Annotated in this window: 24 protein-coding genes, 1 pseudogene, 1 riboswitch and 1 other annotated feature; of the genes and pseudogenes, 11 read left to right on the top strand and 14 right to left on the bottom strand. The window is 44.6% G+C overall.

Annotation, left to right across the window (positions count from 1 at the left end; genetic code table 11):
* Positions 1–64: 64 nt before the first annotated feature.
* Positions 65–487: a PACE efflux transporter gene (locus KIV40_RS22410; RefSeq protein ID WP_134976669.1), complete on the bottom strand. Its 423-nt coding sequence runs from the start codon at positions 485–487 to the stop codon at positions 65–67.
* A gap of 89 nt (positions 488–576) precedes the next feature.
* On the opposite strand from KIV40_RS22410, the gene KIV40_RS22405 reads away from it, so the two are divergent.
* From KIV40_RS22405 to KIV40_RS22395, 3 genes are read left to right on the top strand one after another with little or no spacing between them, the layout of a single operon-like run.
* Positions 577–1,449, top strand: coding sequence for a LysR family transcriptional regulator (locus KIV40_RS22405; RefSeq protein WP_285351391.1), 873 nt, complete (start codon positions 577–579; stop codon positions 1,447–1,449).
* Positions 1,450–1,478: 29 nt separating this feature from the next.
* Positions 1,479–2,306, top strand: coding sequence for an NAD(P)H-binding protein (locus KIV40_RS22400; protein ID WP_285351389.1), 828 nt, complete (start codon positions 1,479–1,481; stop codon positions 2,304–2,306).
* A complete protein-coding gene (locus KIV40_RS22395) occupies positions 2,303–2,941 on the top strand; it encodes a YdcF family protein (RefSeq protein WP_081234137.1) in 639 nt (212 codons plus the stop codon). The genes KIV40_RS22400 and KIV40_RS22395 overlap by 4 nt, the downstream gene beginning before the upstream one ends.
* A gap of 75 nt (positions 2,942–3,016) precedes the next feature.
* On the opposite strand, the gene KIV40_RS22390 is transcribed toward KIV40_RS22395, so the two are convergent.
* On the bottom strand, positions 3,017–3,595 hold the full coding sequence (locus tag KIV40_RS22390) for a thymidine kinase (RefSeq protein ID WP_285351386.1): 579 nt from the start codon (positions 3,593–3,595) through the stop codon (positions 3,017–3,019).
* Positions 3,596–3,679: 84 nt separating this feature from the next.
* On the bottom strand, positions 3,680–5,062 hold the full coding sequence (gene cysS, locus KIV40_RS22385) for a cysteine--tRNA ligase (RefSeq protein WP_285351385.1): 1,383 nt from the start codon (positions 5,060–5,062) through the stop codon (positions 3,680–3,682).
* A gap of 204 nt (positions 5,063–5,266) precedes the next feature.
* Between cysS and KIV40_RS22380 the strand changes: the two genes are divergently transcribed.
* The 4 genes and pseudogenes from KIV40_RS22380 (at position 5,267) to KIV40_RS22365 (ending at position 8,462) form a co-directional block, all read left to right on the top strand.
* Entirely contained in the window at positions 5,267–5,761 is a 495-nt protein-coding gene (locus tag KIV40_RS22380; protein WP_005533685.1) for a peptidylprolyl isomerase, read from the top strand.
* A gap of 60 nt (positions 5,762–5,821) precedes the next feature.
* A complete protein-coding gene (lpxH, locus tag KIV40_RS22375; protein WP_285351382.1) occupies positions 5,822–6,559 on the top strand; it encodes a UDP-2,3-diacylglucosamine diphosphatase in 738 nt (245 codons plus the stop codon).
* A gap of 99 nt (positions 6,560–6,658) precedes the next feature.
* Positions 6,659–7,871: pseudogene (locus tag KIV40_RS22370) on the top strand (EAL and HDOD domain-containing protein).
* Between the two features lie 87 nt (positions 7,872–7,958).
* The gene (locus KIV40_RS22365; protein WP_005427536.1) at positions 7,959–8,462 is read left to right on the top strand and encodes a YchJ family protein; all 504 of its coding nucleotides are present in this window, start codon (positions 7,959–7,961) and stop codon (positions 8,460–8,462) included.
* 279 nt (positions 8,463–8,741) lie between these two features.
* On the opposite strand, the gene hisIE is transcribed toward KIV40_RS22365, so the two are convergent.
* The 9 genes from hisIE to tet(35) form a co-directional block, all read right to left on the bottom strand.
* Complete coding sequence (gene hisIE / locus KIV40_RS22360; protein ID WP_285351380.1) at positions 8,742–9,377, bottom strand: bifunctional phosphoribosyl-AMP cyclohydrolase/phosphoribosyl-ATP diphosphatase HisIE; 636 nt, start codon at positions 9,375–9,377, stop codon at positions 8,742–8,744.
* Positions 9,374–10,147, bottom strand: a complete 774-nt coding sequence (gene hisF / locus KIV40_RS22355; RefSeq protein ID WP_004749837.1) for an imidazole glycerol phosphate synthase subunit HisF — start codon at positions 10,145–10,147, stop codon at positions 9,374–9,376. Before hisF ends, hisIE begins: the two co-directional genes overlap by 4 nt.
* The gene (gene hisA, locus KIV40_RS22350; protein WP_285351378.1) at positions 10,129–10,866 is read right to left on the bottom strand and encodes a 1-(5-phosphoribosyl)-5-[(5-phosphoribosylamino)methylideneamino]imidazole-4-carboxamide isomerase; all 738 of its coding nucleotides are present in this window, start codon (positions 10,864–10,866) and stop codon (positions 10,129–10,131) included. Before hisA ends, hisF begins: the two co-directional genes overlap by 19 nt.
* Positions 10,867–10,878: 12 nt before the next feature.
* On the bottom strand, positions 10,879–11,493 hold the full coding sequence (gene hisH, locus KIV40_RS22345; protein ID WP_134976679.1) for an imidazole glycerol phosphate synthase subunit HisH: 615 nt from the start codon (positions 11,491–11,493) through the stop codon (positions 10,879–10,881).
* A 26-nt stretch (positions 11,494–11,519) separates the two neighbouring features.
* On the bottom strand, positions 11,520–12,593 hold the full coding sequence (gene hisB, locus KIV40_RS22340) for a bifunctional histidinol-phosphatase/imidazoleglycerol-phosphate dehydratase HisB (protein ID WP_005450760.1): 1,074 nt from the start codon (positions 12,591–12,593) through the stop codon (positions 11,520–11,522).
* 77 nt (positions 12,594–12,670) lie between these two features.
* Complete coding sequence (hisC, locus tag KIV40_RS22335; protein WP_285351375.1) at positions 12,671–13,711, bottom strand: histidinol-phosphate transaminase; 1,041 nt, start codon at positions 13,709–13,711, stop codon at positions 12,671–12,673.
* 12 nt (positions 13,712–13,723) lie between these two features.
* Complete coding sequence (hisD, locus tag KIV40_RS22330; protein WP_285351373.1) at positions 13,724–15,034, bottom strand: histidinol dehydrogenase; 1,311 nt, start codon at positions 15,032–15,034, stop codon at positions 13,724–13,726.
* 5 nt (positions 15,035–15,039) lie between these two features.
* A complete protein-coding gene (gene hisG / locus KIV40_RS22325) occupies positions 15,040–15,936 on the bottom strand; it encodes an ATP phosphoribosyltransferase (RefSeq protein ID WP_285351371.1) in 897 nt (298 codons plus the stop codon).
* 54 nt (positions 15,937–15,990) lie between these two features.
* Positions 15,991–16,128: a sequence feature (His leader region), on the bottom strand.
* A gap of 181 nt (positions 16,129–16,309) precedes the next feature.
* Positions 16,310–17,911: a tetracycline efflux Na+/H+ antiporter family transporter Tet(35) gene (gene tet(35) / locus KIV40_RS22320; RefSeq protein ID WP_010646127.1), complete on the bottom strand. Its 1,602-nt coding sequence runs from the start codon at positions 17,909–17,911 to the stop codon at positions 16,310–16,312.
* 109 nt (positions 17,912–18,020) lie between these two features.
* Positions 18,021–18,201, bottom strand: a riboswitch (Lysine riboswitch).
* A gap of 601 nt (positions 18,202–18,802) precedes the next feature.
* Here tet(35) and KIV40_RS22315 point away from each other — a divergent pair.
* Positions 18,803–19,210: an H-NS family nucleoid-associated regulatory protein gene (locus KIV40_RS22315; RefSeq protein ID WP_005427520.1), complete on the top strand. Its 408-nt coding sequence runs from the start codon at positions 18,803–18,805 to the stop codon at positions 19,208–19,210.
* Between the two features lie 128 nt (positions 19,211–19,338).
* Here the strand turns inward: KIV40_RS22315 and KIV40_RS22310 are convergent, their stop codons facing one another.
* Both KIV40_RS22310 and KIV40_RS22305 read right to left on the bottom strand, forming a co-directional pair.
* Positions 19,339–20,643 (bottom strand): inosine/guanosine kinase, encoded by a 1,305-nt coding sequence (locus tag KIV40_RS22310; protein ID WP_010646129.1) that lies wholly within the window; start codon positions 20,641–20,643, stop codon positions 19,339–19,341.
* 116 nt (positions 20,644–20,759) lie between these two features.
* Positions 20,760–21,029 carry a hypothetical protein gene (locus KIV40_RS22305; protein WP_005528818.1) on the bottom strand — a complete coding sequence of 90 codons (270 nt, stop codon included), beginning with the start codon at positions 21,027–21,029 and terminating at the stop codon, positions 20,760–20,762.
* A 190-nt stretch (positions 21,030–21,219) separates the two neighbouring features.
* Here KIV40_RS22305 and mnmA point away from each other — a divergent pair, with 190 nt between their 5' ends.
* The 3 genes from mnmA (at position 21,220) to purB (ending at position 24,496) form a co-directional block, all read left to right on the top strand.
* Positions 21,220–22,344: a tRNA 2-thiouridine(34) synthase MnmA gene (gene mnmA / locus KIV40_RS22300; RefSeq protein ID WP_285351368.1), complete on the top strand. Its 1,125-nt coding sequence runs from the start codon at positions 21,220–21,222 to the stop codon at positions 22,342–22,344.
* A 10-nt stretch (positions 22,345–22,354) separates the two neighbouring features.
* Positions 22,355–22,972 carry a high frequency lysogenization protein HflD gene (gene hflD, locus KIV40_RS22295; protein WP_005427511.1) on the top strand — a complete coding sequence of 206 codons (618 nt, stop codon included), beginning with the start codon at positions 22,355–22,357 and terminating at the stop codon, positions 22,970–22,972.
* A gap of 153 nt (positions 22,973–23,125) precedes the next feature.
* On the top strand, positions 23,126–24,496 hold the full coding sequence (gene purB, locus KIV40_RS22290; RefSeq protein ID WP_285351367.1) for an adenylosuccinate lyase: 1,371 nt from the start codon (positions 23,126–23,128) through the stop codon (positions 24,494–24,496).
* Positions 24,497–24,538: the final 42 nt, after the last annotated feature.

Here is a 24,538-nt window from a genome sequence, read left to right as displayed (position 1 = left end):
TGTGTATAAGAGACAGCCGCAATGGTGGCTTTTTTGATAACTAAATTTATCTAGATTCACTGTATTAAGCGATCAGTTTTCTCACTTTTCCAAATGGCTGAATTTTATCATATGCCCAGTTAAAGCCCGTCGCGTAGAATAAGAAGAAAATTAAAAAGCCTGCCTCTAATGCCAACGCTTGCAGCAAAGTGATCTCCAAGAACCACGCAATCACAGGGATAGACAAGAAGATTAATCCACCTTCAAATCCCAGCGTGTGACCAATTCGCATAGCTATACTGCGATCCTCTCGGTTTGAACCAAACCACTTATCAAAGTACAGGTTATAAATGTAGTTCCAAACGACAGTGTAAAGACTCAAACCAATACCGACCACCGCTAAATCACTGGATCCCTTCCCTGTAATCAAAGAAGCAGCAGGGATAATGATCGCGAGAGCAATCATTTCAAATAGTACAGCGTGAAAGATACGTTCGTTACGAGTCATGATGTTTTACCTAAATAGTTCTACTCAATGACTGGCATTTTATCTATCATTCAGATAATCAAAAGTTAGATACCATCGGTAAAAGCGATATGTTTACTATTGAACAACTGCAAGCGTTTGTGACCACGTCTGAAGCCGGCTCCTTTTCAGCCGCTGCCAGAAAGCTCGGCCGGGCACAATCGGTGATCAGCCAACACATCATGAACATGGAACTGGATTGCGGTGTCGATCTATTTGATCGCTCTGGCCGCTATCCCAAGCTAACTGAGAAAGGTCATGAACTAATGCCATACGCACGTGCGACGCTCAGTCAACTGGATCGACTGAATAACAAGGCATCTCAACTTTTCTCTGCGCCAGCAAACAAGTTAGTGCTTGCTGTTGATGAAGGGATTCCATTAACTCGTCTCCCTATTGCATTGAAGAACTTAGAGCAAAAATTCCCTAACCTTCAGGTAGAGTGTCTCACGGCATCAAGCCCGGACATTATCGAGCTCCTCAAATCTGAGCGCGCGACGACAGGCATTATTCTAAGTGATTTACAAATGCCCAAGAATGTTGATTTATCTAACTTGGGGAATATTGGTTTCGACGTGTTTGTATCATCTGAGCACTCTTTAGCAAAACAGCCCATCCGAAACATCGATGAACTTAAGCAGCATCGCCAACTGGTGATCCGTTCAAAGAATGAAGATGTGAGTGGTCTTAATCAGGCGTTCAGCCCAGATATCTGGTACGCTGATGATTACTACATATTATTAGAACTGGCGAACAAGGGATTTGGCTGGTGCTTTCTTCCTGAACATTTGGTGTCTTACGCGCCAAACACCTTAGTGAAACTTGGCGAAGAATTCACAAAACTGGCATGGCAAGTCAACATTGATTTGATACAACATCAGAAATGGCATTCCGATCCCCTACACCAACAAGCTAGATTAGAATTACAAACCCTGTTTGAATAAACTCAGGGCTGACAGTAGGAACATTACCGATGGCAAATACATTGATCATAGGTGCAGGCTGGCTAGGTACCCCACTTGCACAAACGCTCATTGACCAAGGGCATCAAGTGATCGTCACGCGACGCAGTCAAACTCGATTGGATGAGTTTCCAATACCTTTCGTTAAAACTGCTCTACTCGACCTCAATGAATCCAACTCTGAGCAGCGACTCATTGATATCATCAAACAGCACCATATCAAACGTATTGTCGGCGCTTTCCCTCCTGGCTTTCGTAAAGGGAATGGACAAGAGTACGCACAGCAATGGCAGCGCTTAACTGAAGCGGCAAAAGCAAGTAACGTTGAAAAGATTTTGATGGTCAGCTCAACGACGGTATACCCAAACCTAGCCGTCGATATGAAAGAAGAAGACGCCACACTTGCATTGGCTCAGACGAAGGAACACTTCTCAGACAACGCTCGCATCATGCTACAAGCAGAGCAATACGTCATTGATTCCGGTATCAACTACGCCATCGTCCGTTGCAGTGGTTTGATAGGCTCTGACCGCCATCCTTCTCGCTTTGCAATGCGATTAAAACAAGTGAGCCGGAAGGCCCCAGCGAATATGGTGCATCAAAACGATGCTGTAGCAGCAACGGCTTTCGCTCTCAATCAAATCAGCAATGAAGTGGTGAACGCCACCACGCCGAATACTGTCAGCAAAGCCGAATTTTACCAAGTGGCCATTACGAAAAGTAATTTAGATATTGCCCTTCCGCCAGTAACTGAAACTGCCGATAAACGAATCCTTGCAGACAAGCTTACTACGCTTGGCTACCAGTTCCAATTCAACTCAACGCTGGATGCACTATGAAGCTTTATCAACACATTGAAACCTTGTGGGATTACATGCAACTCAAGCAGGAACTTACACCTGCTGACTGCTTATTTGTTATGTGTAGCAATGATTTACGTGTTGCCGAATACGCCGCAAAGCTTTACCACCAAAAGCTTGCACCTCTGATTGTATTTTCTGGCGGTGAAGGCCGTTTTACGGATGGCTTGTTTGACAAAAGCGAAGCCGAAACCTTTGCAGAAATAGCAAAACTTGCTGGTGTACCAAACGAAGCAATCTTAATCGAAACACAATCAAGCAACAGCGGAGAGAACGTTCGATTCACGGAACAATTGTTGATAGAAAAAGAGGTTAACTGCGAGTCTCTCATCTTGGTTCAAAAACCATTTATGGAACGACGCGCCATCGCGACCTTCGAAAAACAGTGGCAATCACCTTATTCACGTCTGCAAGTAACCTCTACTGCGCATCCTTTCTTTGAGTACATTAACGAAGAGATGCCTCTGATGATGGTACTGGAAGCATTGATGGAAGATTTTTCTCGCGTAAAGACTTACCCTGAGAAAGGCTTTCAAACGAAGCAAGAGATTCCTGCTCACGTTGAATCCTCCTACCAAGCACTGCGAGAAAAGTTCGAGTTTGGTCTCGCGTAATCCCTCGCTCAGTGACCAACAACCAGACAATAAAAAAGCCACCGAATTCGGTGGCTTTCTCTTATCTAGATTGGCTTACTTACCAATTGCTTCTTTGTAGTGTTGACGACAAACGGATACGTAACGATCGTTACCACCGATTGCAACCTGATCACCTTCTTTGATTGCAACGCCATGCTCATCAGTACGAATAACCATGTTTGCTTTGCGACCGCAGTGACAAATCGTTTTTAGCTCAACCAGCTTGTCTGCCCAAGATAGCAGGTACTTGCTGCCTTCAAAAAGTTCGCCTTGAAAATCGGTGCGAAGGCCATAACAAAGAACCGGAATATGCAGCTTGTCCACCACCTCTGTGAGTTGGTAAACCTGCTCTTTAGATAGGAACTGACACTCATCAATCAGAATGCAGTGACGTTTTTCAACCTCATGCAGTGCTGCAATCTCTTGGTAAAGATTGCTATCTGGACGGAACAATTGTGCATCTGATTGCAAACCAATACGAGAGCTCACTTTACCCACACCGTAACGATCATCTAACGCTGCTGTGAAAATCACAGGCGTCATGCCACGTTCTTGGTAGTTAAATGAAGATTGAAGAAGAGTTGTCGATTTACCCGCATTCATTGCTGAGTAATAGAAATACATTTGAGCCACAGAGCACTACCTTCGTTAAAGTTTAGAATTTATAAAAACTTGTAAAGAAAAGGGCTGAATCATCAGCCCTTTTAAAAGATTCAATTACTTACGACGCCACGTTGTGCCTTCTGGGCCATCTTCCAGAACAATGCCCATCTCCGTCAGCTTATCACGAGCCATATCTGCGTTAGCCCAGTCTTTCGCTGCACGAGAGTCGTTACGTAGCTTGATTAGTGCTTCGATTTCAGCCACTTCATCATCGTTACCAGCGTCACCTTTTAGGAACGCTTCTGGATCTTGGTGAAGAATACCGATCACGTCAGCCAGTTCACGCATTAGCGCACCTAGCTCGCTCGCTTTCTCTAGGTTTTCTGTCTTAAGACGGTTTACTTCACGCGCCATGTCGAACAGTACTGAGTAAGCTTCTGGCGTGTTGAAGTCGTCGTTCATCGCTGCAGTATAGCGAGATACGTACTCTTCACCACCTGCTGGCGCTGCGTTTAGATCGAGACCACGTAGAGACGTGTATAGACGCTCAAGAGAAGCACGCGCTTGATTTAGGTTATCTTCGCTGTAGTTTAGCTGGCTACGGTAGTGGCCTGACATTAGGAAGTAACGAACCGTCTCAGCATCGTAGTGACCAAGAACATCACGGATAGTAAAGAAGTTACCCAAAGACTTAGACATCTTCTCACGGTCTACCATTACCATGCCGCTGTGCATCCATGTGTTCACGTATTGAGTGTCGTGTGCACAGCAAGATTGCGCGATTTCGTTCTCGTGGTGTGGGAACTGAAGATCAGAACCGCCACCGTGAATGTCGAAGTGGTTACCTAGGATTGAAGAGTTCATTGCAGAACATTCGATGTGCCAACCTGGACGACCTGGACCCCATGGTGATTCCCATGTTGGTTCACCCGGTTTAGACATCTTCCAAAGTACGAAGTCCAGTGGGCTGCGTTTCGCAGTTTCGATATCAACACGCGCACCAGCTTGCAGCTGTTCAAGGTCTTGCTTAGACAGTTTTCCGTATTCGTTGAACTTACCGACTTCAAACATTACGTCGCCGTTATCTGCAACGTATGCGAGACCGCGCTCGATTAGCTTTTCAACCAATTCGATGATTTCAGCGATGAACTGAGTTGCACGAGGTTCAACGTCAGGGCGTTTCATGTTCAGAGCATCGAAGTCAGCGTGCATTTCGCCAATAAGGCGCTCTGTCAATGAATCACAAGATTCACCGTTTTCTGCTGCACGTTTGATGATTTTGTCATCGATATCAGTGATGTTACGTACAAACGTTAGGTCATAACCAAGGTAACGCAAGTAACGAGAAACCACATCGAAAGAAACGAAAGTACGACCGTGACCGATATGACAGAGATCGTAGATGGTAACTCCACAGACATACATGCCAACTTTGCCGGCTGTAATTGGTTTGAATTCCTCTTTCTGTCTTGTGAGTGTGTTATATATCTTTAACATGATCTCTATCTATGATTGTGAATGGATAACAAGAAGGCCGAGTATAACAACTCAGACCTTATTAGGTAATAGCAATTCACGGATAAAACGATAATCGGCTAAACTTCAAGCACAAAACTATTAATTTGTTCTTCCTGAGTTTTTAAAGCGTAATAACTTAGGCTAGAATCGCAGTTTCAATACAACACAGTAAAGGAAAGTAGCATGATCACCCTTCACACTAATTTTGGTGACATCAAGATTCAACTAAACGAAGAGAAAGCGCCAGAGACTAGCGCAAACTTCCTTCAGTACTGCCGCGACGGTTTCTACGACAACACTCTTTTCCACCGTGTTATTGACGGCTTCATGATCCAAGGTGGTGGTATGGAGTCTGGTCTACGTGAAAAAGCATCACGTGCACCGATCAAGAACGAAGCAAACAACGGTCTTAGCAACAAAGTGGGTACACTTGCTATGGCTCGTACTATGGAGCCGCATTCAGCAAGCTCTCAGTTCTTCATCAACGTAAACAACAACACGTTCCTAGACTTCCGTAGCGAAAGCCTAGACGGTTGGGGTTACTGTGTATTCGGTGAAGTAATCGAAGGCATGGACATCGTAAACAAGATCAAAGGTGTGAGCACTGGTTCTTACGGCATGCACCAAGACGTACCTCTAGAAGACGTAGTGATCACTGGTACAACAATCGAAGAGTAATTCTTTAGAATTGCTGCCAAGAGATAAGTTTGTGGGGAGGCGTCGCTTCCCCTTATTTCTATGACAACATTATTTATATCTGATCTTCACCTTACCCCATCACGTCCTGATATCACGGAGTGCTTTGTTACGTTCATGCGTTCAGAAGCAATCCATGCCGACGCACTGTACGTGCTTGGTGATTTGTTCGAATTCTGGATTGGTGACGATGACAACACCCCTTTTGCAAGTCAAATCCGTAACGAATTTAAAGCACTGACGGATTCTGGTGTGCCAACCTTCTTCATCCAAGGCAATCGGGATTTCTTACTGGGTAAACGCTTTTGCAAAGAAACCGGTATGACATTGCTTGATGATGTCTGCACAATTGATCTTTATGGTCAAAAAGCCGTGATCCTGCATGGCGATACACTTTGCATTGATGATGTGAAATACCAAGAGTTTCGAAAAACCGTTCATAAGCCATGGCTTCAATGGTTGTTTAATCGTATTCCCTGGTTCGTTAAGAAAAGAATTGTCGCTAAAGTTCAGTCAGACATTCGAGACGACAAACAAACCAAGTCTCTCGACATCATGGACGTTAACCAAGGCGAAGTAGAGCGCGTTATGTCTCAAAACTGCGTCAACCTGATGATTCACGGTCACACGCACCGCCCAAATACACATATTTTTGAATTAAATGGTGTTAAAACAACACGTATTGTCTTAGGTGATTGGTATAGCCAAGGCTCGGTTTTAAAAGTAGATTCTGACAATTTTGACTTGCAAACACGACCGTTTGACACAACATTGAAGTAAAGCATGTCGAGCGTGTAGAAGATTGACGCGCAAAGCATAGAAATTTTACAGAAAATCGCTATCATCGTATTACTCAGTTAAACAGAACAAAGCACCGCATTGAAGTATTCATACGTAGCTCGCCAACCGATACTGGATAGAGAAAAGCGTACCATCGGGTATGAGCTTCTCTTCCGTGACGGTCCGAAAAATACCTTTCCAGAAGTAGAACCTGAGCTGGCTACTAGTCGACTTCTATCTGACCATTTCCTCACCACGCACTACAGTACTCTGGGTGATAAGCTCGGCTTTGTTAATTTTCCATACCAAAGCTTGGTCAATCTCGTCCCTACTCTGTTTCCCAATGAATCACTCGTGGTTGAAGTATTGGAAGATTGTGAGCCAACAGACGAGTTACTTCATGCAATCAAACATCTACATGCATCTGGCTATCGCGTTGCGTTAGATGACTTTGTTCCGACTAAAGCTTGGAAGCGTTTTTTACCTTATGTTGCGATCATCAAGTTCGACATTCGCTTAGTCCCTATCGAAAAGGCCGCGATTTACATTCAATCACTTGGCCACTTTGGTATCGACTTTTTAGCCGAGAAAGTCGAAACCTATGAAGAGTTTGAACAGGCAATGGATGCTGGTTTTAACTACTTCCAAGGCTACTTCTTCAGTAAACCTGAGATGATTCAGAAAAAACGCCTTAACCCGGCGTTTTTGACGGTGATTCAACTGTGTAAAGAGATCGCAGACAAACCCATCAATTTCAATGAAGTCGAACGCCTGTTTTCAATCGATGTGACCCTGTCTTATAAGCTAATGACTTATGTAAACTCGGGTTACACGCTCACCACTAAGATTAAGTCTTTCCGACAGGCGCTGGTTTATCTTGGTGAAGAACGCTTAAGACGCTTTATTTCTCTTGTTGCCATTGCTTCAGTGCACGAAGATAAACCTGACTCTTTGTACTCTTTAGCGATTCAGCGCCCGTATGTGTGAAATTTTGCTCAGCCAGATGAACACTAAATACGATCCCGGCCAAGCGTTTTTAACAGGAATGTTCTCACTATTAGGTTCACTATTAGACCAACCGCTTTGCGACGTGATCAGTGACATTCCAGTTGATGAGGAAATCAAGCAAGCGCTCACAAGTCGCAAAGGCGTATTAGGCTATCTTCTTTCGATGATCATCGCTTACGAAAAAGCCGATTGGGAAACAACGGAAAAGTACGGTAGCGCACTTAAACTGACTGAGCCACAATTAGCCAAAGCGTTCAGCCAATCCACAGCTTGGGCTCAAGAACTGCTGTCTCAAACGCCCTAAATCGCTATAATGCCCCAAAGAATACCTCCAGCCTCACTTATGTGGGGTTGTTTGTTTTTACCGCTTAATTAATCGAGATTTCATTTTATGGCTTCTTCTTGTCCTTGCGGCTCTAACCGCACCTACCAACAGTGTTGTGAAATTGCCCACAATAACCATGCTGACGTCACCACTCCGGAGCAGCTAATGCGCTCTCGTTACAGTGCGCATGTGTTAGGTCTAGTGGATTACGTGGTGAACACATACCATCCAAGCTGTAATGCAGAAGAGCAACGTGAAGGCATTGCCCAATCCATCGACAGCGATTGGTGCAAGCTTGAGGTAGTAAAAGCCGAAGCGAGTAGCAACGAGAATGAAGGTTTTGTTGAATTCAACGCTTACTTTGATGAGGACGGCAAACGCTACTGTATGACTGAACGTTCTCGTTTCGTGAAAGAAGATGGGCTTTGGTACTACATTGATGGCACGTTCCCAGAAGAAGAGCCGGAACAAGATCCTCGCTTAAGCCAACCAGTAAGCAGTCTAAAGGTCGGTCGTAACGATCCGTGTATCTGTGGAAGCGGTAAGAAGTTTAAGAAGTGTTGTGGCTAAGAGTATCGACGCTTAGCTTGTTGAGCGCGCTTCAATTTAATTTCCTGATCTCGCCTAGGCTCGTCGGAATGACGTAAATTTGTATACCTGTCCTAAGTAGATAACTCTATTGCAAGCATCAATAGAAAATATACCGTCATTCTGAACATCGAGGAACGAGATGATTCAGAATCTAATCACCTCGATCTCTGCTGTCAGGCTTCCCCACCGAATCAACAAGATTACATTAAGGAAGCCCCTAGACTCTCGGGTCATGGAGCTTCATTTAACTATCGCAGCTCATTTATGACGCTCTTTCAGTTTGTTCACTACGTCATTCATCGATAAGCCTTGGTCTTGAAGCAATACCATTAAGTGGTAAATCAAATCTGCTGATTCACACACTAACTCCGCCTTATCGCCCGACGTCGCCGCAAGCGCGACTTCAACGCCTTCTTCGCCCACTTTTTGCGAAATACGCTTGGTGCCACGGGCATAAAGACTGGCAGTATAAGAGGAATCTGGGTCGGCACTCTTGCGGGCAGCCAGTAGCTGCTCAAGTTGATGAAGCCACACCATTTGTGACTCCTCTTGAGGGTCCACATCCCAGCAAGTTGTGTTACCCAAGTGACACGTAGGACCAATGGGATTCACTTTCACCAGTAACGTGTCGTTGTCACAATCGAGCTGAATGTTCACCAATTGCAATACGTTGCCAGAGGTCTCACCTTTCGTCCAAAGACGCTGTTTAGTTCGAGAGAAAAACGTCACTTGACCTGTTTCGCCCGTTTTTGCCAACGCACCTTGGTTCATGTAACCCATCATCAGCACTTGGCTTGATTGGAAATCTTGTACGATGGCAGGTACCAGACCATCCACCTTTTCCCAGTTGATTCGCTCAGCTAGCGAACTTACTTCGGCGGCTTTTACACTCATAGTCGTACCTCAATGCCTTGTTGTTTCAAATACTGCTTTAGTTCACCAATATTGATGACTTGTTTGTGGAATACCGATGCAGCAAGCGCTCCATCCACATTGGCTTTTTGGTAGGCTTCTGCGAAGTGCTCCATGGCACCAGCACCACCCGATGCAATCAATGGTACGTTACATACTTCGCGCACCATATTCAGTTGTTCGATGTCGTAGCCGTTACGCACACCATCTTGGTTCATCATGTTCAGTACGATTTCACCAGCGCCACGTTTTTGTACTTCTTGCACCCAATCACGCGTTTCCCATTGGGTCGCTTTGGTGCGTTCTTCATCACCAGTAAACTGGTAAACCTGATACTTGCCGGTCTCTTTGTCGTAGTATGAATCGATACCAACGACAATACATTGCACACCAAATTTATCAGCAAGGTCAGTAATCAACTGAGGGTTCGCCAGTGCAGGTGAGTTGATAGACACCTTGTCTGCACCAAACTCAAGAATGCGTGCTGCGTCTTCTGCTGACTTAATGCCACCAGCCACACAAAACGGAATATCAATCACTTCTGCAACGCGAGCGACCCAACTTTTATCGACGACACGACCATCACTTGAAGCGGTAATATCGTAGAACACAAGCTCGTCAGCGCCTTCTTCAGCATAACGCTGCGCCAGTGGAACGATGTCGCCAATGATCTCGTGATTACGGAACTGCACGCCCTTCACTACTTGTCCATCACGAACATCAAGACATGGAATTATTCGCTTTGCCAACATGCAAATGCCTCCTCTGCTGTGAACTTACCATCTAACAGCGCACGACCAACAATTACACCAGCCACACCGCTGCCTTTTAGCGCTTCGATATCTGCTAATGAGCCAATGCCACCTGAAGATTGAAACTGCACTTGTGGATACTGTTTGCATAGGTCAACGTAAAGCTCAACGTTTGATCCCTCTAGCGTACCGTCACGAGAAATGTCCGTACAAAGCACGTGCTGTAGACCGACCGTTAGGTAATCGTTGATTAGAGCTTCGATGGTCACGCCTGAATCTTCTTGCCAGCCAGAAATCGCTACTTTACGTGTGCCGTCTTGGTCGATGTTGATGTCTAACGCGAGAACGATTTTCTCTGCGCCGTATTTTTCCATCCAACCTTTCACAAGTTCTGGTTGTTTTACTGCTGTAGAGCCAACGACAACACGCTGCGCACCGGCTTCTAACAGATCAATCACGTCTTGCTCTGTACGCACACCACCACCGATTTGGATGTTCGCTGGCGTACTTGCTAATAGCTTTGAAATCAAATCTAGCTGACGTGCTGTCGTGTCTTTCGCGCCAGTTAAATCCACCAAGTGCAACCAGTTGGCACCTGCTTGGTGGTACAAGTTGAACTGCTCTGCTGGGTCGACTTTGTACTCGGTTACTTGGCCGTAATCACCTTGATAAAGGCGAACCACCTGTCCTTCAATTAAATCAATAGCTGGAATAATCACACTAAATCCCTTTTATAATTCTAAGAAGTTTTGAATAAGCTTCGCGCCCGCTTTTGAAGAACGCTCAGGGTGGAATTGCACACCGTAGTAGTTGCCGCTTTGTACTGCGGCTGTGAACGGGTTGCCGTATTCACACTCAGCAATCGTGTAATCCCCGACAGGCATTGCAAAGCTGTGTACAAAGTAGAAGTACTCACCTTCTTCAATACCTTTGAACAGTGGGTTACCTGCTTTTGCAGACACCGTGTTCCAGCCCATATGCGGCAACGGTAAGTCGCCAGTCTGTAGCAACTTCACTTCACCGTCACAAAGTCCAAGACACTCGACTAACTCGTCGGCTTTCTGGCCTTTTTCTTGAGACACTTTGCCCAACAGTTGCATGCCTAAACAGATACCTAGTAGCGGCTTCTCTACCTGTTTTACCAAGCTGATTAGGTCACGCTCTTCTAGGTTTTTCATCGCTTCACTAGCGGTTCCCACGCCCGGTAGGAATAGCTTGTCAGCCGCCAATACAACTTGTGGATCTTTTGAAATCGTTACGTCATAACCTAGGCGTTCAATAGAAAACTTCACCGAAGAGACGTTGGCACAGCCAGTATCGATAATGACAACTTTCTGTTCTGTCACTGTTTTTCTCCTTGCTAACGTTAGCCTTAAAGTACGCCTTTACTACTAGGTAGCTCAGTGCCTTCTACTTTGATTGCTTGGCGCAGAGTGCGACCAAACGCTTTAAATAGGCTCTCAATGATGTGGTGATCATTGTTACCCGCAGAAGAAAGGTGCAGCGTACATGCTAAAGTGTCAGTCAGAGAGCGGAAGAAGTGAACCACCATCTCTGTTGAAAGGTCACCCACTTGCTCACGGCTAAATTGCGCGTCGAACTTAAGGTAAGGACGACCTGATAGGTCCAGTGCACATTGTGCCAAGCACTCATCCATTGGCAGGCTGAAGCCAAAGCGACCAATACCACGTTTGTCACCCAGTGCTTCTTTCAACGCCTGACCCAAAGCAAGAGCGGTATCTTCTACCGTGTGGTGATCATCAATGTGCAGGTCACCTTCCACTTTGCACACCATCTGGAATCCGCCGTGCGTCGCGATTTGATCCAACATGTGGTCGAAGAAACCAAGACCTGTAGAGATGTCATTGCCGCCTTGTTCATCAAGGTTCACCGCAACTTTGATGTCTGTTTCTTTTGTAGTACGAATCACTTCAGCAACGCGTGCCTTCACCGTTAGATCTTTCAAGATCTGTTTCCAACCCATGGTTTCTGGATTGTATTGAATGCCACGAATTGCCATATTTTCTGCAAGCTGAAGATCAGTTTGACGGTCGCCAATCACAACGGAGTTTTGAAAATCAACTTTGCCACCTTGAAGGTACTCTTTTACCAAGCCCAATTTAGGCTTACGGCAAGAGCAGTTATCTTCATCGAAGTGAGGACAAATCAGCACGTCATCAAACTTCACACCTTGAGATTCAAAGATCTCCATCATCATGTTGTGTGGTGCATCAAAATCTTCTTGTGGGTAGCTGTCGGTCCCCAAACCATCTTGGTTCGTGACCATCACTAGGCGGTATCCTGCATCCTGCAACGACAACAGGCTTGGGATAACAAATGGCTCTAGTTTTAGCTTATCTAAACGGTCTACTTGAAAATCAACTGGCGGCTCAACAATTAAGGTGCCATCACGGTCGATAAAAAGGATTTTTTGTTGTTTGCTCACTCGAACTTCCTTATTGCTATATTGCTATTCTTTTGGCGCTCCCGCTATTGAGCAAGAGCGATAAATTTTTTCTCTACTTATCCGTAGTAGTTTCTAATAAATCCAAGTGTTTTTTCGCACTCGTCACGGTTACCCACACTGATACGTACGCAGTTCTCAATTGGCGAGTTACGTAAAATAATCCCCGTCTCCCAAGCGGCTTTGAAAAGCCCATCGCCATCTGGGAATTTCACCAATAGGTAGTTCCCCCACCCTTCAAACACTTCCAAACCCGGAATCATTGAAAGACCAACTTGCAAGTAGGCACGGTTTACATTCAGATCGAGAACTTGGAACTTCGCTCTTGCTAAGCCAGCTTCCGAAAGCGCCTGAGTCGCAATTTCTGCTACTGGCACCGGTACTGGATATGGTGCGATAACTTTAAGAAGTACATTAATCAGCTCTTCGTTCGCAAGCGTAAATCCACAACGCAGACCAGCAAGCGCAAAAGCTTTCGACAGAGTACGCAAAATCGCAAGATTCGGATATTGCGCCAGTAAATCTACCGTTGATGCTTCAGGGCAAAAATCAATGTACGCTTCATCCATCACCACGATTGCTCGGTCTTTTGTCATCTCAAGCAGAGAGACAATATCTTCACGCTTAACTAAGTTACCTGTCGGGTTGTTTGGCGAACATACAAAAACTAGTTTCACGTTATCCAGGTTAGCTTCGATACCTGCAAGGTCTAGTTGCCAATCTGACGTTAGCGGCACGGTTTTTCGCTCAACACCGATGGTTTCTGCACTGATGGCATACATACCGTAAGTTGGTGGGCAGTAAAGAATCGCATCTTCACCCGGCTCACAGAATGCACGAATCAGTAGCTCAATACCTTCATCTGCACCGCGAGAAGTCAGCGTTTGTTCTGGTTTCACACCCGCATAGGCTGCATAAGCGGAAATCAATTCTTTTGGCTGACATTCGCTGTAACGATTGAGACGAGCGAAGTCTGTTTTGTATTCATTATTGAATGGCGATTCGTTAGCATTTAGCCATACGTCACCGGTACCACCAATTCGGCGAGCCGACAAATAAGGGGTAAGTTGTTGGACTTGTTTACGCGCTAGCTTTTCCATCTCATTGTCCTCTTACTTAGCGGCCAGTTTTTCTACACGGGTTAATTTCTCAGTACGAATTGTCACTGCACGTTTGTGTGCATCCAAGCCTTCCGCTTCAGCCATTGTGACCACTGTAGGGGCAAGGTTCTTTAGGCCATCAGCAGATAGCTCTTGAATCGTCATACGCTTAGAGAAATCCGCCAAGCCTAAGCTTGAATAAGTACGTGTGTAACCGTAAGTAGGAAGAACGTGGTTAGTGCCCGATGCGTAGTCACCTGCTGATTCAGGCGACCAATCACCAAGGAAAATAGAACCTGCGTTGTTTAATAGAGGCAGAAGCTCGCGTGGGTTCTTAGTCTGAACAATTAAGTGCTCAGGACCGTAGTAGTTCGAGATGGAAACCGATTGAGTCAGAGACTCGGCGATAATAATCAAGCTTGAAGCTAATGCTTGCTCGGCAATATCCGCACGTGACAGTTCTTTAAGTTGGCGTTGAACTGCGTCCGTCACTTGATCCGCAATCACAGGTGAAGGTGTCACAAGTACTACTTGAGAATCAGGACCGTGCTCTGCTTGGCTCAAAAGATCCGCAGCAATAAAGTCTGCATCTGCGGTTTCATCGGCAATCACAAGCACTTCTGATGGACCTGCAGGCATATCAATCGCTGCGCCACGGAAATCATTACTCACCTGTCGTTTTGCTTCGGTCACATAAGCGTTGCCCGGACCAAAGATCTTATCGACTTTCGATACAGTCTCGGTGCCATAAGCCATCGCAGCGACGGCTTGACCACCGCCAACGTTGTACACTTCATCAATACCACACAGTTTTGCTACATAAAGGATCTCGTCAGCAATTGGCGGTGGAGAACAAAGCACCACTTTACGACAGCCTGCAATCTTTGCAGGAACACCAAGCATCAAAACAGTCGATGGCAATGGCGCACTGCCACCGGGAATGTACAAACCCACTTTTTGAATTGGGCGCGTTACTTGCTCACAAAGTACACCCGGTTGAGTTTCTACTTTGATTGGCTGTGGCTTTTGTGCTTTGTGAAACTTAGTGATGTTTTCATACGCTTGCTCTAATGCGCTTTTCATCTTTTCAGAAAGACGCGCTGATGCCTCATCGATTTCTTGAGCAGAAACAAGAATGGATTCAGGTTTCACACGGTCAAACTTCTCAGTCAGCTCCAATAATGCGGCATCACCTTCTTTGCGAACTTTTGCGATTACTTCTGAAACCGCGGCAGTGATATTCGCACCTTCTGTAATTGCAGGACGTTCTAGGATTGAGTCTTGCTGCGTTTCACTTAGCGATTGCCATACGACGGTTCTCATTGCGATTACTCCATCATTTTTTCAATTGGTAGTACTAGAATTGAGCTCGCACCCAGTTCTTTTAGCTGTTCCATAGTTTCCCAGAACAGGTTTTCAGTACTTACCAAATGAACCGCAACTTTTTGCTTGTCAGCAGACAGAGGTAATACTGTTGGGTCTTCTGCGCCAGGAAGCAATGCTTTGATTTGGTCTAGCTTCTCAGCTGGTGCGTGTAACATGATGTACTTAGACTCTTTCGCTTGCTGTACGCCTTGCATACGAGTTAACAGCTTTTCGATTAGCGCCACTTTGTCTGCGTCGAACTCACCGATGCGTTGAATCAGCGTCGCTTTTGATTTGAAGATAATTTCAGCTTCTTTAAGGCCGTTCGCTTCCAGCGTTGCGCCAGTAGAAACCAAGTCAGCGATGGCATCAGCAAGACTCGCGCGAGGGGCAACTTCTACAGAGCCTGTCAGCATACATGTTGAGAATGGAACGCCCACTTCATCCATGTAAGCTTTTAGCAGTTGTGGGTATGTCGTAGCGATACGTTTGCCAGCTAGGTCTTGAGGGCCGTTGTACTCTTCGTCTTTGTCGATTGCGATAGATAAACGGCAACCACCGAAATCAAGACGACGAAGTTGAACAAATTCATACGGTTCACCCAAAGCTTTACGATCTAGACGAACTTCTTCCAGTTCATTTTCACCGATAAAGCCAAGGTCTACAACGCCATCCATAATTAGACCAGGAATATCGTCGTCACGAACCAAAAGTAAATCAATTGGCATATTTTCAGAATGAACAACTAAGCGCTCACCCATCACGTTGAATTTCACGCCGCATTTTTTAAGTAGAGCTTGGCTCTCTTTGCTAAGACGACCTTTTTTCTGAATTGCAATTCTTAAGCGTTGTGTTTGCATTGCTTTATCCCTGTGCCAGATTCGGTAATTTAAATATTTTATAAACCAGTAAAGCTAAAAAACCCTCGAGAGATTTTGGTCTCCCGAGGGTTTGAAATCTGTTTTTACTTTGATTTTCACCTCCGGGAGTATCCTATCTCCCGGGTATGCGTACATCTCCCGAAAGACTATATTGGGTGATGATGGTGATGAATGTTCATTACAAAATTACGCATACTTATTTCAAGGCTCTTCTCATTTGCTTTGTTAGTAACCACACTAACCAAGCTGATTACTTTTTTCAACCCTTAATTTTAAAAAAAATCGAATTGTATAATACAAATAAAAAAGGAGGCCGAAGCCTCCTATAAATTTACTTTTTTAATTCAGTGAATTACGCACTCTGACAAGATGCCATTTTTGACTTTGAAAGCCATGACAAAATAGCGCAAACGATAACGAATGTAATCGACGCTGCGATGAAAGAGAACGCAATTGAAGCTGTCATACCAAGAGCAATAAAGCCCACGCATGAAACAAGCGCGACTGATAATGCATAAGGTAACTGTGTTGATACGTGATCGATGTGGTTACAGCGTGCACCTGTTGACGACAGAATCGTTGTATCTGAAATTGGTGAACAGTGGTCACCAAATACTGCACCAGCTAGAACAGCACTTAGCATTGGTAGCATTAGTGCCACGTCTGTTGCGCCAGCCATGTCTCCCGCGATTGGAAGCATGATACCGAACGTACCCCATGACGTACCCGTAGAGAACGCCATTAGGCCAGACAGCAAGAACAGGATAACTGGTAGCCAGTGTGGGTTGATGTTGCCTTGCGCCATTGTAGATAGGTAAGAACCCGTCTTCATGTCACCGATAACTGAACCAATAGTCCAAGCGAAAACAAGGATAAGGATTGCACCAAACATTGACTTAGCACCAATCCAAAGCGTGCGTGCAATCTCAACCATTGGTAGACCTTGCTTAATAACAGTGAACAACGCAACTGCTAGACCAAGTAAACTACCGTAGATTAGAGAAGTACCAACATCCGTGTTTTCAAATGCACCCAACAGCGCAAATTCTTTACCATCTGCTGCTAGCGCTTGACCACCGGTGTAAAGCATTGAAGCAATAGTCGCCACAATAAGCGTTACGATAGGAAGAATTAGGTCAGAAACCTTACCTTTCTCGCTTTCACGAATATCTAGCTCTTCGTTTAAGTCGTGTGCTTCTTGTGAGTCGTTCTCTTTATCTTTATCAAAACCACGGCCTTGAGACGCTGCGATTTCATGTTCACGCATCTTACCGATATCCAGACCAAACCACGCCACTGCAAATACCATTAGTAGAGCAAATACTGCGTAGAAGTTCATAGGAATAAGACGAACGTAAGCACCAAGCGCCGAGTATTCAGTGATGCCGTGTGACACCAAGATACCACCGATGATGGTAATGATGTACGCACCCCAACTAGAAGCTGGCATAATCACACACATTGGTGCAGCGGTTGAGTCAAGGATGTACGCAAGCTTGGCGCGAGAGACGTAGAAACGGTCAGTCACTGGGCGAGAGATCGCACCGACGGCAAGACTATTAAAGTAATCGTCGACAAAAATGAATACGCCAAGGAAGGCTGCAAGAAGTTTAGAGCCGCGTTTACTTTTTACTCGTGTTTGCGCCCATTCAGCGAAAGCGCGAGTACCACCAGAAAGTGTTAACAGTGCTGTTGTCATACCCAAAAGGATTAGGAAGCCAACAATGCTCATGTTCCAAGTATTAATACCACCGTCTTCAATAAAGACAGAAGAAACTTGAGAGCTAACATAACCTACCGTGTTACCGATAGACCAATCGTTAAGTAGCACCGCACCCAGTACGATACCAACACCAAGAGAAACTAAAACACGTCGAGTTAGAATCGCCAGCGTCAGTGCGACAATAGGCGGTAATAACGAAACAGGAGAATGTGCAAAATCTATTAAATTCATGATCTTCAAAAACCAAAGTTTGGCTAGAGATCTACTGCAGACAAGTCACGTAGCATACGGCACGTGCTCATGTTGAACTTAGCGACAGGGAAGCGAACACTCCACCCAACCCTACAGTAGCGCTCCATAGTTTGATGTAAATATACTATGGCAGTGTTGTTCCTTTCAGAGACAACCCCAGCAAGTGGCTTCGATAGGCCACCTACTTCGGCAATCATCGCCTTCCACTATTATTCATTGGCATCACCCCAATAATAGCTACTCTTCGAGACTGCACCTCTACGGCAATAACAAACATTTAACTGTTAATCGTACAAATTAACAACAATTTGTCTGCAATATTGCATCAGGTGACAGCCATTGTACTCATGAGGCCTACCAATGCAACACATCAAACTAAATTAAATGAATAAATAATCGCACTTTCGATTTATAAATGGAATGTGATCAACTCATACATTACGCAACTGCAATCACTTCTATGTTGTCGTTTATGAAACTTTATTACTACTATTAAATTCGTCATAGTTTTACGTGTAACAATAAATGAAAAAAATATGACGACAACAACATTCACAATCTCACCCTTCTCTGTCAGAAAAAGAGAAATTAAATTCAAGCGATAAATAAACATGAAGGTGATCGAGAAAAAGATGGTATCTATAAAGAGAAAAGTGTTGGAAATGACTAATTAGATTTCAAATTGATTAATTAATATTGTTTCCTCCCCAAAAAACTAAAGAAATTTAATCTAAATCATGAATTAGCATTTGCACATATGAGAAAGATAAAGTTAAATATAAGGACACTAATTTTTAAATCTAGATTCGCATTTTATTTATCGTCTCGATAAGCAATGTAGAAACTTTTAACCTATTAATAGGAATCGTTATGTCTGAGCTGACTAAAACACTTCTAAATATCCGTAGCCTCCGTGCATTTTCTCGTGAGCTAACTCTAGAGCAATTGGAAGAAGCTCTAGATAAACTAACTATCGTTGTTGAAGAGCGTAAAGAAGCAGAAGAAGCAGACCGCGCAGCACAAGCTGAGCAAGAAGCGAAACTAGCAGCTATCGCAGAAAAAATCGCTCAAGACGGTATCGACGTTGAAGCGCTAATTAGTGCACTTGCTGGTGAAACAAAAACTAAAGCAAAATCTAAGCGTGCTCCTCGCCCTGCTAAGTACAAATATACTGATACTAACGGCGAAGAAAAAACTTGGACTGGTCAAGGTCGTACACCTTCTGCAATCCAAGAGCAACTTGATGCAGGTAAATCTCTAGACGATTTCCTAATCTAATAATAGATTTATAAAATTTAAAAAGATTCCCTAGCGGAACCTTTTTATTTATAAATAGATACAAAAATGGCGCATTCAAAATGCGCCATTTTTCGTATGTGATAGGTTGGCTAATTCAACATAATAAATTAACGTTCCCAGTATGCTTCTTCCAAGCTATCTTCACGCTCAGGAAGGCCACGAGATAAACGTGGAGAATGCTGTACTAGAACCTCATAACTCGCACGGTTTGCATATTTACAAACTTGAGAGAATGAAGAGTAAGTTAAATACTCATTATTGTGCTTGCTTGAGTTAGGCACATTTTCTTTGTGGTATTTATTTGCAGCCATATCGTGAAGAACCGCAGACAATGCTGCATCACCAGCACCATTGGTGTTCTTAATCTTTTCAGGGCCCCCCATGTAAGGCGAGATGTGCGAATATATTTTAATTGCGTTTTCACATGAGTCTTTCTTCGCTGGTCGGCTAAATTCGTAACGGTTGAATTCCGCAATAGAGCCAGGAAGCAAAGGTAATGACGTTTCACGCTTAGCGCTGTCTTCAGTGTAACCTGCCATAAATAGACCAACAGGGCCTGCTGTACAGAGCACTAGGTCAGCCCATTCAAGCGTTTTATCTGAGGCAGCTAATGGGTCAGATTCACCCGTTAACGCTTCTGCTTCATCTTCGTTCATTGCTACAACAGATACGTTGTCGCGAATAAACTCTTGCCAGAATGTTGGATCGTCTTGAATAACGAATTTAGTACCTAGTGTTAATACCACTGGTACATCGTGTTTCTTCGCGTATTCAATAGCACGCATCGTTGCTTCAGGCATTGGATCGCCTTCTTTACAACGAACTAGGTACGCAGTAAGAACCAGAGCAGATGCACTCTTGAAGATTTTCTCAGGGATATTGTCTGGGCGAAGTTGGTTCATTTGGCCTTCGCTGATTGCGAAAGTACGTTCACCATCTTCAGTAATAAGAGCGAAACAACGACCAATTGCACCATCAACGCCTTGTAGGTAGTTCAGGTCCATACGACTAGATGTGTTACATAGGTAACGGTAACCGTAGCTGCCGATTTTGATATCTTGGCTCATTACACCTAAAAGCGTCGAACGGTCATCTGCCAATACTGAGTAGTTATGTAGCGTGTTACCGATCGTACCACCTGCATACTCGTTAGTAATTAGGCAGTCTTCTTTTAATTGTTGGTAAAGTGCTTCAGCTGTCGCATCATCGATTACCAATGAGTGTCCTTTACTCAAACCGTACTTTTCAATCACTTCCGTTGTCACTTTCGCTTCAATATCAACCAGCGTTTGATCAATGCCGATGATATGAGTGCGCGTCATCTTCTTGCTTTCTTGTGCTTGGCTCACTAATGGGTCGCGAGCATGAACAGGAAAATAGTGCTTGGATTTGCGTTGTCCAGGAAATTTCATATTGTTAGTCTGAGTAAGGGATGAAAAGGAGAACGGATTCTATACCGCTGACAATAAAGCAGCAATAAAAGCGAGTATAGCAAACGTTTGCACCCTGCTTTTTATTTTCTAACGCTCTATTCGCCTTCCATGAAACCTAAATCTGGCAGCTGTTCGAGGTGTTCGGTATAGCGTTTTAGATTGAACTCACCACCATTTTTCATTACGTCAAAAATCTCAATCGACATCGCGCAAGCCATCATTGCAACGGCATCTTCACGTGGCGTACCTGTCATCATTAGTCGCATTAAGGTTTCTTTTACTTTTATCGGGTTGCCATCTTCGAGCTGGTTTTCAACAATTTCAATCAACTCAGCTTCTTGCATAAATTGGTTTTCTTCGGTCATTTGATATTTCCTCTTGGATTTTTGCCAACTATGCCATATATAACCCTTCTATACTTATCGAATTCTCACACACGGTTTGTTTTCGGTGAAATTTACATCAAAATCGAAGTGTGATTTCGATCTCGGATCTGTCCCCGGTCAGTGGATTCTGGTAGAATCTGCGTCCCGTTAATTTTAGTGGTGTTTAGTAATGTCTGATAACAGCCAAAAGAAAGTCATCGTCGGTATGTCCGGCGGCGTTGATTCATCTGTTTCTGCGTATCTTCTAAAGCAACAAGGCTACCAAGTAGAAGGCCTGTTCATGAAGAACTGGGAAGAAGATGACAACGAAGAATATTGCACAGCAGCAGAAGATCTTGCTGATGCTCAGGCAGTATGTGACAAGCTAGGCATTCACCTACACACCATCAACTTTGCTGCTGAATACTGGGATAACGTATTTGAGTACTTCCTTGCTGAATACAAAGCAGGCCGTACACCAAACCCAGACATTCTTTGTAACAAAGAAATCAAGTTCAAAGCATTCCTAGAATTCGCTGATGAAGTGCTTGACGCTGATTACATTGCAATGGGTCACTACGTGCGTCGCTCTTTCCCAGAGAACGCTGAAAAGCCACAGATGCTTCGTGGCCTAGACAGCAATAAAGACCAGAGCTACTTCCTGTACACATTAAGCAACGAGCAAATTGCACGTAGCCTATTCCCTGTCGGTGATTTAGAGAAGCCAGAAGTACGCCGCATCGCAGAAGAGCAAGATCTGATCACAGCGAAGAAGAAAGACTCTACGGGTATTTGTTTCATCGGTGAGCGTAAGTTTACGGAATTCCTAGGTCGCTACCTTCCAGCTCAACCAGGCAACATCGAAACGCCTGAAGGCGAAGTGATTGGTCAACACCAAGGCTTGATGTACCACACATTAGGTCAGCGCAAAGGTCTGCACATCGGTGGCCGCAAAGGTGGCGGTGGTAACGAAGACCCATGGTTCGTTGGTGAGAAAGACCTAGAGCGTAACGTTTTGATTGCCGTTCAAGGTAAAGACCACCCAATGCTTAAATCAGAAGGTCTACTTGCATCACAACTTCACTGGGTAGATCGTGAGCCAATTCGCGATGTTATGAAGTGCACAGTGAAAACTCGTTACCGTCAGGAAGATATTCCTTGTACAATCATCCCTATCGATGATGAAAACATTAAAGTGATCTTTGACGAGCCACAAATTGCTGTAACACCAGGTCAATCAGCTGTGTTCTACAAAGATGACGTGTGCCTAGGTGGCGGCATCATCGAGCAACGCATTAAATATTCTCAAGCTTAGGAGTCGTTACGTGGCGAATACACTTTATGACCGTACTATCGCTTTTGCAGGTATCTGCCAAGCTGTTGCTCTAGTTCAACAGGTAGCGAGAGACGGACATTGTGATCAAGATGCCTTTGAAACGTCAATTAACGCCATTTTGAATACTAGCCCAGCGAACACCATTGGTGTTTTCGGTCGCGAGGCCGACCTTAAGCTGGGTCTTGAATGCTTGGTGAAAGGGATTGATAGCACCCCATCGGGAAGTGAAGTCACTCGCTACATCATCAGCCTAATGGCATTAGAGCGCAAGCTATCGGGTCGTAACGATGCAATGTCACAACTTGGTGATCGCATCCAAATGGCTCAGCGTCAAACGGAACATTTTGAATTGCTAGATGATCAAATGATCAGCAACCTAGCAAGCATTTACTTGGATGTAGTCAGCCCTATTGGTCCTCGTATTCAAGTAACTGGTACTCCATCGGTACTGCAACAAACCTCTAACCAGCACAAAGTTCGTGCGCTGTTGTTATCGGGTATTCGTAGCGCAGTACTTTGGCGTCAAGTTGGCGGTAAACGTCGCCACCTAATCTTCGGACGCAAAAAGATGGTAGAGCAAGCGCAAATCCTTCTTGCTCGAATGTAATAAGGTATCTAGTAAGCAGCTCGCGTTTATCGCGAGCTCATTTTTTTAGACCAAAACAAATCTCGCGCAAACGTTTGCGCAATATTCGTGACAATTGCCACAGTTATTGGTATAAAGCTCACGAAATTTAGAAACCCAATTCAGGAGAACATCATGGAACTGTCAGCATTGACTGCTGTTTCACCAGTAGACGGCCGTTACGGAAGCAAGACAATTGCGTTACGCGAAATTTTCAGTGAATACGGTCTACTAAAGTACCGTACTATCGTTGAAATCCGCTGGCTACAAAAGCTTGCTGCTACTGCTGAAATTGCAGAAGTGACAGCGTTTAGCGCAGAAGCAAACCAATTCCTAGACGACCTTGCTGCAAACTTCTCTGAAGAAGATGCACGCCGTATCAAAGAGATCGAGCGTACAACTAACCACGACGTTAAAGCGGTTGAGTACTTCCTAAAAGAGAAAGTAGCAGACGTTCCTGAACTGCACGCAGTAAACGAGTTCTTCCACTTCGCATGTACTTCTGAAGACATCAACAACACATCACACGCTCTAATGCTTAAAGAAGCGCGTGAGAACGTGATTCTTCCAGAAATCCGTAACCTAATCGACGCTATCAAAGCGCTAGCTGTGGAATACCGCGATATTCCTCTACTATCTCGTACACACGGTCAGCCTGCTTCTCCATCTACTATGGGTAAAGAAATGGCAAACGTGGCGTACCGTATGGAGCGTCAATTCAAGCAAATCGAAAACGTTGAGATTCTAGCGAAAATCAACGGTGCAGTAGGTAACTACAACGCACACCTTTCTGCTTACCCAGAGCTAGATTGGCACAAGTTCTCTGAAGAGTTCATCACTGAGTCTCTAGGCGTTACTTGGAACCCTTACACAACTCAAATCGAACCACACGATTACATCGCTGAGCTGTTCGACGCTATCGCTCGTTTCAACACTATCCTGATTGACTTCGACCGTGACGTTTGGGGTTACATTGCACTAGGCCACTTCAAGCAAAAAACCATTGCTGGTGAGATTGGTTCTTCAACAATGCCTCACAAAGTTAACCCAATCGACTTTGAAAACTCAGAAGGTAACCTAGGTCTTGCGAACGCTGTATTCGGTCACCTAGCACAGAAACTGCCTATCTCTCGTTGGCAACGTGACCTAACTGACTCAACGGTTCTACGTAACCTTGGTGTTGGTGTTGGCTACGCAATCATCGCTTACACTTCTACGCTTAAAGGCATCAGCAAGCTAGAAGTAAACCGCGAAGCACTTCTTGCTGAACTAGATAAGAACTGGGAAGTACTAGCAGAGCCAGTACAAACAGTAATGCGTCGTTACGGCATCGAGAAGCCATACGAGAAGCTAAAAGAGCTAACTCGTGGTAAGCGTGTAGATGGCGAAGCAATGCGTAACTTCATCGACGGTCTTGAGCTTCCTGAGCAAGAGAAAGCACGTCTGAAAGAGATGACACCAGCAAACTACATCGGTCAAGCAATCGAGCTGACAGATAAGCTGTAAGAGAATCGAGAATCGAATAATTTTGAGGGTTGACGTGAAAGC

The organism is Vibrio sp. D173a, assembly GCF_030248475.1.
Note: the sequence above shows the minus strand (reverse complement) of the source record. Positions and strands in the feature narration are given on the sequence as shown.